Origin of the sequence: Bradyrhizobium sp. BTAi1 (assembly GCF_000015165.1) — a bacterium.
Classification (GTDB): Bacteria; Pseudomonadota; Alphaproteobacteria; order Rhizobiales; family Xanthobacteraceae; genus Bradyrhizobium; species Bradyrhizobium denitrificans.
On the sequence record NC_009485.1, the window covers coordinates 6,354,780 to 6,368,408 of the forward strand.

A 13,629-nucleotide genomic window follows, 5' to 3' on the forward strand; every position below is an offset into this window, starting at 1 on the left:
ATGGCGCGCTGGCGTCTTCGTCCTCATCAATAATCGCAAACAGCACGATGAGCGTCGTCGCTCCCGCGGCGCCAACAGCGTCCGAGTTTTTCTGAAACGTCACCCTCATCGAGAAAGAGGGTGCAGGGAAGGCCAGGCCTCGGCTGAGGCCTGCGGCCCGCCTGCGGAAAAAAATGCAGGCGGCAGGTACCACAGGTTCAGCCGAGATCGCCCGGCCCTCCCTGCGCGATGGTCTTCACGATTATACGCAGTCGCCCTGGTGCGCCGGGCTTGTTGGCCACCATATCGCGACAATGCGCTTCTCGCGCATTGCGCTGGACACCAGCATCGGGGTGTCAGGCCGCTGCGATTTCACGTCCGCAAGACATTCGTTCGTCGGCATGCTCTTCGAGCCTGCTGCAAACACCTCACGGCCACCGCTCCCCGCCTCGCGTGTCGTGACGATCGCGCGCAACGCCCTCCAAAGTGAGGCGGGATGCGCGAAAAGATCGCGGTGATTTGCTCGACGACACAAGCGAAATCGCCTGCGACATAATAACCCGACGGGCAGACGGCACTCTGCCGTCATGGTCTGGCGTCCTTCCACTTCGCGTGCCGCGAAGCGATTTCGACGAAGATGACGTGCTGGAGGATCAAATCGCCTTGACGCTTTACACAGTTGCCGAATAGGCTGGCGCGGCTTTGGCCGGCAACAGATACTGAACAGCAGTCACGATGCATGAGCGGCACGCCCTTGGTAAGTTGCCCCGTAACTTGCGGCAACTGATTGCAACCTTGAGTTTCATCTTGATCTCCAGCGCGGTCGTTGCTCGCGCCGAGCAGCCTTTCATGACGGTCGAAGGAGATACAAGCAGCACTGCCTGGTGGGTGCTCGCCGAGTTTCATCCCTTCACAACCGAGGTCCGCGGGATTCCCGTCGGACAGATCCGGAAGGGCTGGTGCAAGGCAACTGAGTTTCGAAAGGAGCTTATCCCACGAGAGTTTCTGTTCGCAGGCGGCGAAGACGCAATGGAAGCAAGCCAACGGTCATTCGCGATCGAGGGCCAGTTCGACGGATCCAAGACCCGGCAAGTCGCGCTTGTCGGCGTCTACGAGGAATGCAAGGGACCGCGGGGACGCTTCGTCATGATCCTCGACCTGCCCACCGTCGGCAAACCGAGAATCCGTCTGCTCGGTGCGTTCAAGACGCCGCACCAATATAGCGCGCTTTCGCTCGACGACGACCAGACGATCACCGTATGGTCGTGCATGGACTGCGACGATTTCACAATGCTGAAATGGGATCGCAAGCGACAAAAATTCGTGTGGCGGCCCCCACCCACTTACGATTAGCCGGCACGCGGAGCTAGCGCTACAACCGCCCTATTTGCAGCGCTTCCAAATTATGCAGCGACATCAGCGCGCCGCTCCGCATGAAAGGCGTAGACGTCCATGCGCAGCACGCCGTAGTTCGCGCTGTTGTGCAGCCGCTCGACGCGGGCATTCTCGCCGGCGGCACCGAGCGCGGCGAACAGCGGCAGGAAGTGCTCGTCGGTCGGGTGATTGTCGCGAGCATGCGGCGCCAGACGGCGATAGTTGACCAGGTCGTCGATACGGCCTTCGATCGCGGCGCTGTGCACCCAGTCGGCGAAGTCGACCACCCAGGACGGCGCGGGATCGTCGATCTCGGGCCGGCGCTTGCGGAACTCGCCGAGATTATGGGTGAAGCTGCCGCTGCCGATGATCAGCACGCCTTCATCGCGCAAGGGCGCCAGCGCGCGGCCGAGCGCGAGATGATGCGCAGGCCCCTGCTCCGTCTGGATCGACAGCTGCATCACGGGAATGTCGGCTTGCGGGTACATCAGGAGCAGCGGCACCCAGGCGCCGTGGTCGAGCCCGCGGGCGCGGTCGACGCCGACGGGAAGGCCGGCGGCCTGGAGGCGCGCGGCCACGGCCAGCGCAAGATCGGGCGCACCCGGCGCGGGATAGCGCAACTCGTAGAGCTCACGCGGAAAGCCGTAGAAATCGTAGATCGTCTCATTGGCGGCAACGGCATTGACGGCCGGGATGTCGGTCTCCCAATGCGCCGAGATCACGAGGATGGCCTTCGGCCGCGGCAGGCTGTTGCCGAGGCCGGCGAGAAAGTCCCGCGCCGCCGATGCCGTCAGCGGCAGCATCGGCGAGCCGTGCGACAGGAAGATGCTGGGCAGGGTCATGTCATCGCTCCTCGTTCGATTGGTATCTTTGGTATCTTAGGTCGCGCGCCAACCACAATTGTTGTCCCAGGCAAGCCTGAGCGTCGCACCGCGATGGTCGGGCGCCGCCCCGGGACCCATACCGCGTGATGTCGCGGTTGGAACAGACGGGCCGTCTCGCCTGCCCCAAATGGGGCCCTGTGGTTATGGATCCCCGCTTTCGCGGGGATGACAGTGGGGATGTGGTGACGGCCAGCGGGCTTCACGTCAGCGTCAATGCGCGCTGCGCAGCTGGCCACCGGCGAGGCTGGTGCGCAGGCCGCCGAGGGCGAAGGCGCCGTCGCCGAGCAGGGCCTGGATCACGAGCGTGACGGCCCAGAATGCCGGGTACTCCCAGCCGCCCTTCGGATTGTTGAAGAAGAACCCGGCGGAGCCATGCACAGTGAAAATGGCGCCGAGCAGGATCGGCACGGCAGCAAGCGCGACCCAGCGGGTATAGACGCCGAGGATCAGGGCAATGCCCGCCAGGATCTCGGCCGTGATCACGGCATAGGCGAGTTCTGGCGGCAGACCGATGCTGCCGAAGAACTTGGCGGTGCCGGCCGGGCTGAACACGAACAGTTTGAGGCTGGCATGGGCCAGAAACAGGCCGCCGAGCGTAAGGCGGAGCAGGAGCGCAGCATAAGGCGCAGTACGGGAATCGATCATCAAAACCTCCGGTGGGAACATCCGGGGATATGGATCATTTCCCGTTAGGAGATAATCCGGTACGATGGAAATTCAGTTCACACCACCAGAGTGAGATGGCGGATTGCTTGACCGGCTGACAGGGCTGGAAGTCCTCTCGAAGGTGGCCGGATCCGGCAGCCTGTCCGGAGCGGCACGGCTGCTCGGCATGTCTCCGACCATGGTCACCAAGCACCTCGCAGCGCTCGAAGCGCGGCTCGGCGCCAAGCTGTTTCACCGCACCACGCGGCGGCTGACCATCACCGAGGCGGGGCGGCGCTATCTCGACCTCGCCGAACGCGTGCTCGGCGATTTCGAGGCGGCCGAGAGCGCGATCGCGGCCGACCGCGTCGAGCCGCGCGGACTGTTGCGGCTGAACGTCCCGCTGGCGTTCGGCACGCGTCAAATCGCGCCGCTGCTCGCCCGCTTTGCCGCGCTGTATCCCGGTGTCAGCGTCGAGCTCGGGCTGAACGACCGGCTGGTTGACCTGATCGAGGAAGGCTGGGACCTCGCGATCCGGATCGGCACGCTGAAGGACTCCAGCCTGGTGGCGCGGCGGCTCGCGCCGTGCCGGATGATGATCTGCGCCGCGCCGTCCTATCTCGAGGCGCATGGCACGCCGCGCCGGACGGCCGATCTCGCCGACCATAATTGTCTCGGTTACACCCTGGCAGCGGCGGGCCCTTCGCGCTGGCGCATGGGCGGCAAGACGGCGATCGATGTGACCGTGAGCGGCAATCTGCGCGCCAACAATGGCGATGCGCTGCTCGCCGCCGCGCTGGCTGGCCAAGGCCTGATCTACCAGCCGACCTTCATCGTCGGCGACGAGGTGCGCGCCGGACGATTGGTGCCGTTGAGGCTGGATGTTCCGCCGTCGGAGCTTTTGGCGGTTCACGCCGTCTACCTGCCGGACCGCACGCCGTCGGCCAAGGTGCGCGCCTTCATCGATTACCTCGCGGCGGCCTTCGCTCCGGAGCCACCATGGGATCGCGACCTTGCGTGAACCAACCAGCGGCTCTTGGATCGTGCTTTGGGAGATATCGATATGACCCTGTCAACGCGCAACGAAGATGGCCAGCACTGGCCCTTGCTGCGCTCGCTCGCGGGATGGCGGATCAGCTCCCTTCCCGCCGACCTCGCTGCCGGGCTGACGCTCGCCGCGATCGCGATCCCCGAGCAGATGGCGACCGCCAAACTCGGCGGCTTCACACCGGAAACCGGCTTTTTCGCTTTCATGGCCGGCTCGCTGGGTTTCGCCCTGTTCGGCGCCAACCGCTTCCTGTCCTGCGGCGCCGATTCCACGATCACCCCGATCTTCGCCGCCGGCTTGGCTTTGCTCGCCGCCACCGGCACGCCGGAGTATGGCAGCCTGGCCGCGGCGCTGGCCCTGCTGGTCGGGGTTCTGCTGGTGCTCGCCGGAGGCTTCCGGCTCGGCGGCATCGCGAATCTGTTGTCGGTGCCGGTGACGGTCGGCTTTCTGGCCGGCATCGCCGTGCACATCATCGTCTCGCAATTGCCGAGCGTGCTGGGACTGCCGTCGCCGGGCGGACCGACATTGGCGCGGATCGCCGGCCTCGCGGGCGAGCTCGGCAAAACCAACATCCACACGCTCATCATCGGCTTCGGCGTGCTGGCGACGGTGATGGTGTGCGAGCGGATCAGCGCGCGCATTCCCGGCGCGCTCATCGCGCTCGTCGCCTCGACGCTGTACGTGGCCTCGGCGGGGCTCGAGGCGAAGGGCGTGCATGTGATCGGCGAGATTTCCGGGACGATTCCGATGCCCTCGATGCCGCTGATCGGGGCCGAGCAATGGGCCAAGCTGGTGCCGCTCGCCTTCCTGATCGCCGTGGTCGTCATGGTGCAGACATCGGCAACGACCCGGTCGTTCCCTTCCGCTCCCGACCATCCGGCCGATGTCGACCGCGACTTCCTCGGCGCGGGCGCCGGCAGCCTGCTCGCCGGCTTGTTCGGGGCGTTTCCGGTCAATGCGAGCCCGCCGCGCACCGGCATCGTGGTCGAGACCGGCGGACGCTCCCAGGTCGCCGGACTGCTGGCCGCCATCATCGTGCTGCTGCTCGTGCTGTTCGGGGCGCGGCTGCTGGCGCATGTGCCGGAAGCGGCCCTGGGCGGCGTGCTGCTGTTCGTCGCGCAGCGCATCATTCGCGTGGCGCAGATTGCCAGGGTGTATCGCGCGTCGAAGGGCGAGTTCCTGCTGATCATGGCGACCGCGGCCGCGATCGTGGTGCTGCCGATCGAGCAGGGTGTCGCGCTCGGCATCACGCTATCGCTGCTGCACGGCATCTGGAGCACGACCCGCGCGCATCTCATCACCTTCGAGCGCGTGCCCGATACGACGATCTGGTGGCCGGCGCATCCACACATCAGGGGCGAACAGCTGTCCGACATCGCCGTGATCGGCTTCCAGGCGCCGCTCAGCTTCCTGAACGCCGCGACATTTCGCGCCGACCTGCAGCATCTGCTGCAGCGCCGCAGTCCGCGCCTTCTCGTGCTGGAAGCGAGCGCGATGGTCGAGATCGACTACACCGCTGCCCAAGCGCTGCACGAGGTGATCGAGCAGTGCAACAAGGACGGCATCGTCTTTGCGGTGGCCCGGCTGGAATCGCTGCGCGCCCAGGAGGCGTTCGAGCGCTTCGGCCTGTACGACGTGCTGCCGCGCGACCGCGTGTTCCGCAGCGTCGACCTCGCGCTGCGAAAGCTGCGGGGGACGACCGGCTGACACCGCGTGAGGCGGGCGATACAAATCGTTACAAACGCAGCAACGAACGACATATCCGAGAAAACATCTTCGGCGAGACATCCGGCTTCATGACGCCATGAGGAAGGATCATCGTTCATGCGCAAACTGGTTCCGCTGCTATTGATAGCCGTTTCCATCACGAACGCACGGGCGCAGGACAGGGGCGCGCTGCGCCATGCCTGCGCTGACGATCTGCGCACGCTCTGCTCCGGAGTCACGCCGGGAGGCGGCCGCATCAAGCACTGCATGATCGAGACGTTCGACAGACTGTCCGATGGCTGCAGGACGGCGCTGAAGGATGCCAAGGCGCGCCAAGCCGGCAATTGATGCCGGCAATTGAGGACGCTGCGCCGATCGCCGTGCATGGACGCAAGCCGCGTTCATGTTCCCTGCAGCAAACATATTGTAGACTCACTGATAGAACGACAGCGATGCGGCAGATGATCAGCAGAGCTGCGCGGCATGATCACCATGTCGCTCATGTGCTGTGGTAATCGGACGAGGTTTCGCGACGTCGAAAGAATTGCGAAACCAAATTGCGTCCCGCAACGTCTAAGGACTGCAAGCAAGTCGAAACCAACGAGAGGACCGCACTGCAATGCGCAATCTGTTCACCTCCGCCCTGTTCGCCGCGACCGTGATGCTCGGCGCATCGGCCGCGCACGCCTTCACGCTGCCGGCTCAGCCGGCCGCGCCGGACAGCAATGTCGAGCGCGTCGCCGGCGGCTGCGGTCCGGGTTGGTTCCCCGATCGCTGGGGCCGCTGCCGTCCCGCGCCGCGCGCCTACTACGGCTATGGCTACGGCCCGCGCACCTGCTGGGTGCGTCCGACACCGTGGGGACCGCGCCGCGTCTGCCGTTGATCCCGTCATGACAACAGCGCCGCCGCGTGTCGAACGCGGCGGCGCTGTTGTTTGGCAATCTTACTTCGTTTGGTGGTCCCCCCACGAAGCGGCTGGCTCAGAGCTGTCGCCGCATCGGCGATGCGCTCCCTCTCCCCGTCGTTCAACGGGAAGAGGTCCAGAACCGCCAACGAGGTCAGTTCGCCGGAATGATCTTGCCGGGATTGAAGATGTTCTGCGGATCGAGCGCCTTCTTCACCGCCCGCATCGCATCGAGGGCTTCCTCGCCGAGTTCGGATTTGAGGTATTTCTGCTTGCCCTGGCCGATGCCATGCTCGCCGGTGCAGGTGCCGCCCATCGCCTGGGCGCGCTCGACCAGCCGATGCATGAACTCCTCGCCACGCGCCATCTCGCCGGCGTCGTCGACATCGCACATCAGCGAGCAGTGGAAATTGCCATCGCCGACATGGCCGACGATCGGCGAGGTCAGATTGAGACGCGCGAGATCCTCCTCGGTCTCGCCGACACAATCGGCCAGCCGCGAGATCGGCACGCAGACATCGGTCGCAACCACGCCGGCGCCCGGCCGGATGGCCTTCACGGACCAATAGGCGTCGTGGCGCGCCTGCCACAGCTTGGTGCGATCCTCGGGCTTCGTGGTCCAGCTGAACTCACCGCCACCGCATTCGGCGGCGATCTCCGCAAAATTCTTCGACTGTTCGGCGACCTCGGCCTCGCTGCCATGGAACTCCAAGAGCAGCAGCGGCGTCTCCGGCAGGGTCAGCTTCGAATAGGCGTTGCAGGCCTTGACCTGCGCGGCATTGAGCAGTTCGATGCGCGCCACCGGGATGCCGGTCTGGATCGCCAGGATGGTCGCCTGACAAGCCCCGCGCACCGTTTCAAACGAGCATGCGGCCGCAGCGATGGTCTCGGGAATGCCGCGCAGCCGGATCGTCATCTCGCAGATGATGCCGAGCGTGCCCTCGGCGCCGATGAACAGATGCGTCAGATCGTAGCCGGCCGCCGATTTCTTGGCGCGGGTGCCGGTCTTGATGATTTCGCCGTCAGCCCGCACGACCTTCAGCGCCAGCACGTTCTCGCGGATGGTGCCGTAGCGCACGGCGTTGGTGCCGGAGGCCCGGGTCGAGGCCATGCCGCCGAGCGAAGCGTCGGCGCCGGGATCGATCGGAAAGAACAGGCCCTGGTCGCGGAGATATTCGTTGAGCGTCTTGCGGGTGATGCCGGGCTGGATCACGCAGTCGAGATCCTCGGCATGCACCTCGAGCACCTTGTTCACGTCGCGCAGGTCGATGCAGATGCCGCCGGCCGGCGCGTTGACCTGGCCCTCGAGCGAGGTGCCGGTGCCGAACGGAATGATCGGCACGCCACGGGCAGCGCAGATGCGGACGACGTCCTGGATGTCGGCGGTCTCCTGCGCCAGCACCACGCCATCCGGCGGCTGCGTCGGCAGCCAGGTCGTGGTATGGCCATGCTGCTCGCGCACGGCCTGCGAGGTGATCAGCCTGTTGCCGAAGCGCGCCGCGAGCGCGTCGAGCGCGCTTTTCAGCGCCTCCGGCGCCGGCCGCTTCAGGTCGTGATGGGGAAGAGTCGTCGCCACAATGTCCTCCGCGAGTTGGGCGGACCGTGGCAAAGGACGCAACAGGGGTCAAGGGAGCAAACGGAAGAGCCGATGAGCGATAATGCAATGCCCACACCGGCCGGCGGCGGCCCGTTCCTGTCGCAGATCATGCAGATCGAGCCGCAATGGATCGACTACAACGGCCACCTCAACATGGCCTATTACAACGTGATGTTCGACCGCGCGATCGATCAGATGTGGGCCGAGCTCGGCATCGGGCCGGCCTACATGAAGGACCGCCAAGGCTCGACCTTCACCGCCGAATGCCATGTGCGGTATCTGCGCGAGATCCATCTCGGCGATCCCGTCCGGATCGCCGTCTGGCTGATCGCCGCCGACGAAAAGCGGCTGCACACGTTCGAAGAGCTGCGCCACGCCGACGAAGGCTGGATCTCCGCGACCTCCGAGAACATGTCGGTGCATATCGACATGACCAGGCGCAAGGTCGCGCCCTTCCCGGCCGATATCCAGGACAATATCGAACGCGTGCTGCAGGCGCATGCTGCGCTGCCGCGGCCCGAGGGCCTTGGCCGCGCCATCGGCATGCCGAAGAAATAAGCTCAGCCCGAACGCACCCAGTCCGGCAGGCGGTCGAACCAAGGCTGCGCCTGCTCGAGCTGACGAGCGAGCTGCAGCAGCCGGACTTCATCGCCCAGCCGACCCGTGAACTGGACGCCGAGCGGCAGGCCCTCGGCGGTCCAATGCAGCGGCACGCTCATCGCCGGCGTGCCGGTCAGATTAGCGAGCTGGGTGAACGGCACATATTGCAGGCTGTCGCGGGCGATCTTGTCGATCATGCCGTCGAGCCAGCCTAAGCGCGTCAGCAATCCGAGCAGGCCGACGCGATCGAGCATGTCGAGCAATATCTGCTCGGCCGCCGTCGGATCGCCCTGGCCGTGGCGCACCGGCGGATGCGCCAAAGTCGGCGTCAGCAGCATGTCGTAGCGCGCATGGAAACGCGCCAGCGCGCGGGCGAAGCCGTTCCATTTCAATAGCTGCGTCGTCAACGCGCCGGCGGAGACCGCCCCGCCGAGCGTCGCCAGCACCCGTGTCAGCAGCTCGAACTCCGCGCGCCCGGCGCCTTTGGCGCGCGCCTCCGCCACCAGCGCCGCCACCTGGCCGAAATAGATGTGCAGGAACGAGGTCGCGAGCGCGCCGCCATCGATGGCGGGCGTCGCCTCCTCGACCTCATGGCCGAGGCCCTGCAGCAGTTTGACGGCATTCTCGGTCGCAAGCTTCGCCTCGGCATGAACTGCCATGCCGATCGGTGAGGCCGTCGTGACACCGATGCGCAGGCGCGGCGGATCACGCGTCACGGCGTTCGCGAACACCACGCCAGGCTCGGCCACGAGAAACGGATCGCCAGGCTCGGGCCCGGTGATGACGTCGAGCGCCAGCGCCGTGTCGCGCACACTGCGCGAGATCACGCCTTCGCTGGAGGCGCCGTACCAATATTCGCCGAAGCCCGGCCCGGAGGACACCCGGCCGCGCGACGGCTTCAGTCCAAACAGGCCACAGCAGGCGGCGGGAATGCGAATGGAGCCGCCGCCGTCATTGCCGGCGGCCATCGGCACCACGCCGGAGGCGACGGCCGCTGCCGCGCCGCCGCTCGAACCGCCGGACACATGCGCCGCATTCCAGGGATTGTTGACGCGGCCGAAGGCGCGCGAGTCGGACACGCCCTTCAGCGCCAGCTCCGGAAGATTGGTCTTGCCGAAGATCACAAGGCCGGCCTCGATATAGCGCCGCACGACATGCGCATGCTCAGCGGCGACGACACCGGACAGCGCCTTGCTGCCACAGGCCGTCGGCAGGCCGGCATAGTCCTGCGCGCAGTCCTTGATCAGAAACGGCACGCCGGCAAAGGGGCCGGCTGCGAGCCTGGTCAGCTGCGTGCGCGCCTCGCGCTCCATCAGCTTGCAGATCGCGTTGGTCTTCGGCTGCGCCCGCTCGCTCTGCTGCAGGGCGAGCTGCAGCAGCTCGGCCGCCGTGGTCTCACCTGTCCTGACCGCGTCAGCCAGCGCCGTTGCGTCGCGCTGCACATAATCATGGACGCTCACATTGCCCTCCCCGCATGGCAATCAGCCGACCGTCATCGTAGCAGATTCCGGCCGGAATGGCGGCGCAGCGGCGAGAAAAAACGGCGACAATACGGCCGAACGACGACCATTGCGGCAGAGTCGCGCCCGCAATCAGCCTGCGCGACGGCGATATTAAGTAATAGCATCACACGTTAGTTAATTTGATTCAGATCATTCGTGGCGCTCCCGATGACGACTTACGCTGACGCATCGTTGTGTGGCGTTGAGTTGACGAGACTGCAATGGGACGCTTGGCAAGCCTGCTGAAGACATCACAAGCCTCGGACGCGACCTCGCCGATTGGCCGCGTCACCACAGCCGACTACTTCATCCTGCTGTCGCGCGCGATGGAGAACCTTCCCGATTCAAATGCCGAGCGCCGCGCCGAAGTCTATCAGTCGGCCCGCCACGCTTTGCTCACTCAGCTCGAGGCGATGAATCCGCCCGTTTCGCGATCACGCATCAAGGCCGAGCAGCGCGCGCTCGACGACGCGGTCGAGACGATTGAGACGCGCGCGCTGAGCGCTCCGCTCGACGATCCGGAGCCGCCGGTGACGCTGGCTCCCGGCCACTTCCCTCGTTTCTTTGCCGCAAATTCCGACGTTCCCACCGTTTCCGCTTCAACAACTCACGATGACGACCAGGACCCCGCCATGGCTCAGAGTCAATTTCATTCCAAGTTTTCGGCACGCGCCGTCGAGGAGAAGCCGATGTCACGTCTCGATGAAATCAACCGGGTGCTGCGCAAGCTGCAGAGCGACTCCTTCGGGGTCGAGGCCTGCGCTCTGATCTCGGAGGACGGGCTGATGATCGCAAGCGTGCTCGCCGCCGACATGGAGGAGACGCGGGTCGCCGGCATGACCGCGACGCTGCTGTCGCTCGGTGGCCGCGCGGCGATGGAGCTCGGCCGCAGCCATCTGCAGGAGGTCATCATCCGCGGCGAGTCCGGCTACGCGGTGCTGGTCAGCGCCGGCCGCGGCGCGCTGCTGCTCGCGCTGACCAACGAGAACAGCAAGCTCGGGCTGACCTTCTTCGACATGCGCGAGGCGGTCCGCTCGCTGCAGAAAGTCCTTTAGCGCAATCGTCGTCAAAACAGCCGGCGCGGGCAATGGCGCGGCGCCGGAGGGAGTAGTTTCATGGCCAATACCGTCCTCTATGATGACGGCGTTCACAAGAACATCCTGCTGGAGGATTTCAACGCCGGCGACCTCGCCGTGCAGGCGAACCAGCATCTGATCATCCATGACCGCGTCGGCATGCTGCTCGACCCCGGCGGGCACAAGGTCTATTCCAAGGTGCTGGGCGAGACCTTCAGCGAGCTCTCGGGCGGGCGGCTGAAATATCTGTTCCTGTCGCATCAGGACCCCGACATCGTGGCGGCGATCAATGGCTGGCTGATGACCACCGATGCCGATGCCTACATCTCCGAGCTGTGGACCCGCTTCGTGCCGCATTTCGGCTTCGATCACATCGTCGCCCACCGGCTGAAGCCGATCCCCGACGAGGGCATGGTGTTCGATCTCGCCGGCAGCAAGCTCTACGCCCTGCCCGCGCATTTCCTGCACAGCGAAGGCAATTTCCAGCTCTACGATCCGATTTCGAAGATCCTCTACAGCGGCGATCTCGGCGCCTCGATCGGCGTCGACTATACGGTCACCCGCGACTTCAAGGCGCATATCCGCTTCATGGAGGGTTTTCACCGCCGCTACATGGTGTCGAACCGGGTGATGAAGGCGTGGGCGCAGATGGTGCGGCCGCTCGACATCGAGATCATCGCCCCGCAGCACGGCGCGCTGTTTCCGGATGCGGGGATGTCGCGCCAGTTCATCGAGTGGTGCGCCGGGCTCGAATGCGGCATCGACCTGATCACGCCGAAGTTCAAGGTGCCCGCGGCCTGACATGCTGGCTCCGTCTCCCAATTTCGGTTCGTCACCGCTGCCGCACGGCATGCCATCGTCCTCGGCTGCAGCGCGTTTCGAGCCCTGTACCGTCGCCGGCGAGGAGGCTCCGGTCTGGCTCGCAGCCGCGTTTGCCGTCGCCGGCGTGCTCATCGCCATCATGTCGGCCGCGCTGTGGCAGCAGAGCCTGGCACGCACGCCCGAGGTCGCCGCCTCAGCCCCGCCGGCGGTGACGCAGGCGCCAATGCCAGCGCCGGCGGAGCGGACGCCCGAGCCGATGCTGAAGCCGCCGGAGACGCCGTCGCCGGAGCCGTTGCAGACCCCTGTGACGATCGCAGCCCCAGCCGCGGCGCCGGAGCCTGTCATCAGCGTGCCCAGTCCGACACCCGTCGCCGCCCTGCCCGAACCGGCGACCGCCGCCCGCAAGGCCGCCACCGAATGTTTCGCGCCGCTGTCGATCGCCTTCGAGCGCGGCAGCACGCGGCCCAATCCGGCCGACGTGAAACGGTCGCTGCCGATCCTGCAAAGCGCGTTGGCGCGCCATGGCGACGCGGCGGTCCTGGTCGAGGGGCATACCGACGCCAGCGGCAGCGAGGATCTCAACGTGCTCCTGAGCTATTCGCGCGCCAAGGCCGTCGCGGAGCTATTGAAGCGCGATGGCATCGCGGCGCATCGCATCACGGTGCGCGCCGCGGGGGCCGGCGAGGCGCGCGGCACGGCCGAGGCGGTGGCCGGCGACCGCAAGGCGGTCCTGCGGCTCGCCGGCGTCGACGATTGCGATCAACTCACGGCAGCGAAGCGACCATGACGATCTATGCCATTCTCAGCGGCCTCGGCGCCGCCATTCTTCTGCTCACCGGCGGTTATCTGTTCGGCGCGCGCCAGGGCGCGCAGGCGCGCGATCTGCTGCGCCGGCAGGTGCAATTGCAGGCGGCCAGTCTCGACCAGCTGCAGGAGCGGAGCAATCAGGAGGCGGCCGAGCGGGAGACCAGCCTGCGCAGCGCCATCCAGGACGTGCTGGCGCCGCTGGTCGAGCGCGAGCGCATCTCGCTGGATCTGGCGCAGCTCGCAACCCGCCCCGGCCGCCGTCGCGAGCTGGTGCCGCTGCTCGACCGGATCGCCGAGGTCGGCCGTTTCCAGACCGTGCTGCTGACCAATGAAGAAGGCCTGCCGCTCGCGGCCAACACCACCGCCCGTCATACCGAGCGGCTGGCCGCGGCCGCAACACGGCTCTCGCTGGTCGCCGAGAAGGTCAGCGGTGAGCACGCCGTCGCGCCGCTCTCGGTGATGCTGCGCGATGCAACGGAGGCCACGACGCTGTGCCGGATCTTCCGCGTCCAGGACCAGACGCTGACCCTGACCGCGCTGTCCAACGATCCGAGGCTCGCCTCCGTGGCGCTCGATCCGGCTCTCGCCAAGGTCCAGGTCGCGCTCACTGCGCCGGCGTGACGGAGCAGCAAAGCGCAAAGGGCGCAGCACCTCTTGCGAGGCGCTACGCCCTTCGCCGACCTC

Annotated in this window: 14 protein-coding genes; 10 read left to right on the forward strand and 4 right to left on the reverse strand. The window is 66.1% G+C overall.

The window, feature by feature from the left end; translation table 11 throughout:
• The first annotated feature begins 714 nt into the window (after positions 1-714).
• The gene (locus BBTA_RS28655) at positions 715-1,332 is read left to right on the forward strand and encodes a hypothetical protein (RefSeq protein ID WP_244424181.1); all 618 of its coding nucleotides are present in this window, start codon (positions 715-717) and stop codon (positions 1,330-1,332) included.
• A gap of 50 nt (positions 1,333-1,382) precedes the next feature.
• Here BBTA_RS28655 and BBTA_RS28660 read toward each other — a convergent pair whose 3' ends face one another.
• Together BBTA_RS28660 and BBTA_RS28665 are read right to left on the reverse strand one after the other, a co-directional pair.
• Complete coding sequence (locus BBTA_RS28660) at positions 1,383-2,195, reverse strand: class III extradiol ring-cleavage dioxygenase (protein WP_012046002.1); 813 nt, start codon at positions 2,193-2,195, stop codon at positions 1,383-1,385.
• 252 nt (positions 2,196-2,447) lie between these two features.
• Positions 2,448-2,882: a DoxX family protein gene (locus BBTA_RS28665; protein WP_012046003.1), complete on the reverse strand. Its 435-nt coding sequence runs from the start codon at positions 2,880-2,882 to the stop codon at positions 2,448-2,450.
• A 103-nt stretch (positions 2,883-2,985) separates the two neighbouring features.
• On the opposite strand from BBTA_RS28665, the gene BBTA_RS28670 reads away from it, so the two are divergent.
• From BBTA_RS28670 to BBTA_RS28685, 4 genes are all read left to right on the forward strand, one after another.
• Positions 2,986-3,903, forward strand: a complete 918-nt coding sequence (locus tag BBTA_RS28670; RefSeq protein WP_012046004.1) for a LysR family transcriptional regulator — start codon at positions 2,986-2,988, stop codon at positions 3,901-3,903.
• A 42-nt stretch (positions 3,904-3,945) separates the two neighbouring features.
• Positions 3,946-5,637, forward strand: a complete 1,692-nt coding sequence (locus BBTA_RS28675; protein WP_012046005.1) for a SulP family inorganic anion transporter — start codon at positions 3,946-3,948, stop codon at positions 5,635-5,637.
• 117 nt (positions 5,638-5,754) lie between these two features.
• Positions 5,755-5,985, forward strand: a complete 231-nt coding sequence (locus tag BBTA_RS28680) for a hypothetical protein (RefSeq protein ID WP_012046006.1) — start codon at positions 5,755-5,757, stop codon at positions 5,983-5,985.
• 271 nt (positions 5,986-6,256) lie between these two features.
• Positions 6,257-6,520, forward strand: a complete 264-nt coding sequence (locus BBTA_RS28685) for a GCG_CRPN prefix-to-repeats domain-containing protein (protein ID WP_012046007.1) — start codon at positions 6,257-6,259, stop codon at positions 6,518-6,520.
• A 175-nt stretch (positions 6,521-6,695) separates the two neighbouring features.
• On the opposite strand, the gene BBTA_RS28690 is transcribed toward BBTA_RS28685, so the two are convergent.
• Positions 6,696-8,117 (reverse strand): FAD-binding oxidoreductase, encoded by a 1,422-nt coding sequence (locus BBTA_RS28690; protein ID WP_012046008.1) that lies wholly within the window; start codon positions 8,115-8,117, stop codon positions 6,696-6,698.
• Positions 8,118-8,189: 72 nt separating this feature from the next.
• Between BBTA_RS28690 and BBTA_RS28695 the strand changes: the two genes are divergently transcribed.
• A complete protein-coding gene (locus tag BBTA_RS28695) occupies positions 8,190-8,696 on the forward strand; it encodes a thioesterase family protein (protein ID WP_012046009.1) in 507 nt (168 codons plus the stop codon).
• A 2-nt stretch (positions 8,697-8,698) separates the two neighbouring features.
• Here BBTA_RS28695 and BBTA_RS28700 read toward each other — a convergent pair whose 3' ends face one another.
• Positions 8,699-10,198, reverse strand: a complete 1,500-nt coding sequence (locus BBTA_RS28700) for an amidase (RefSeq protein WP_012046010.1) — start codon at positions 10,196-10,198, stop codon at positions 8,699-8,701.
• A 263-nt stretch (positions 10,199-10,461) separates the two neighbouring features.
• On the opposite strand from BBTA_RS28700, the gene BBTA_RS28705 reads away from it, so the two are divergent.
• From BBTA_RS28705 to BBTA_RS28720, 4 genes are read left to right on the forward strand one after another with little or no spacing between them, the layout of a single operon-like run.
• Positions 10,462-11,295, forward strand: coding sequence for a roadblock/LC7 domain-containing protein (locus BBTA_RS28705; protein ID WP_012046011.1), 834 nt, complete (start codon positions 10,462-10,464; stop codon positions 11,293-11,295).
• Between the two features lie 60 nt (positions 11,296-11,355).
• Positions 11,356-12,117 (forward strand): MBL fold metallo-hydrolase, encoded by a 762-nt coding sequence (locus BBTA_RS28710; RefSeq protein WP_012046012.1) that lies wholly within the window; start codon positions 11,356-11,358, stop codon positions 12,115-12,117.
• A gap of 1 nt (position 12,118) precedes the next feature.
• Positions 12,119-12,925 (forward strand): OmpA family protein, encoded by an 807-nt coding sequence (locus BBTA_RS28715; RefSeq protein WP_012046013.1) that lies wholly within the window; start codon positions 12,119-12,121, stop codon positions 12,923-12,925.
• Positions 12,922-13,566 carry a hypothetical protein gene (locus BBTA_RS28720; RefSeq protein ID WP_012046014.1) on the forward strand — a complete coding sequence of 215 codons (645 nt, stop codon included), beginning with the start codon at positions 12,922-12,924 and terminating at the stop codon, positions 13,564-13,566. Before BBTA_RS28715 ends, BBTA_RS28720 begins: the two co-directional genes overlap by 4 nt.
• Positions 13,567-13,629 lie beyond the last annotated feature (63 nt).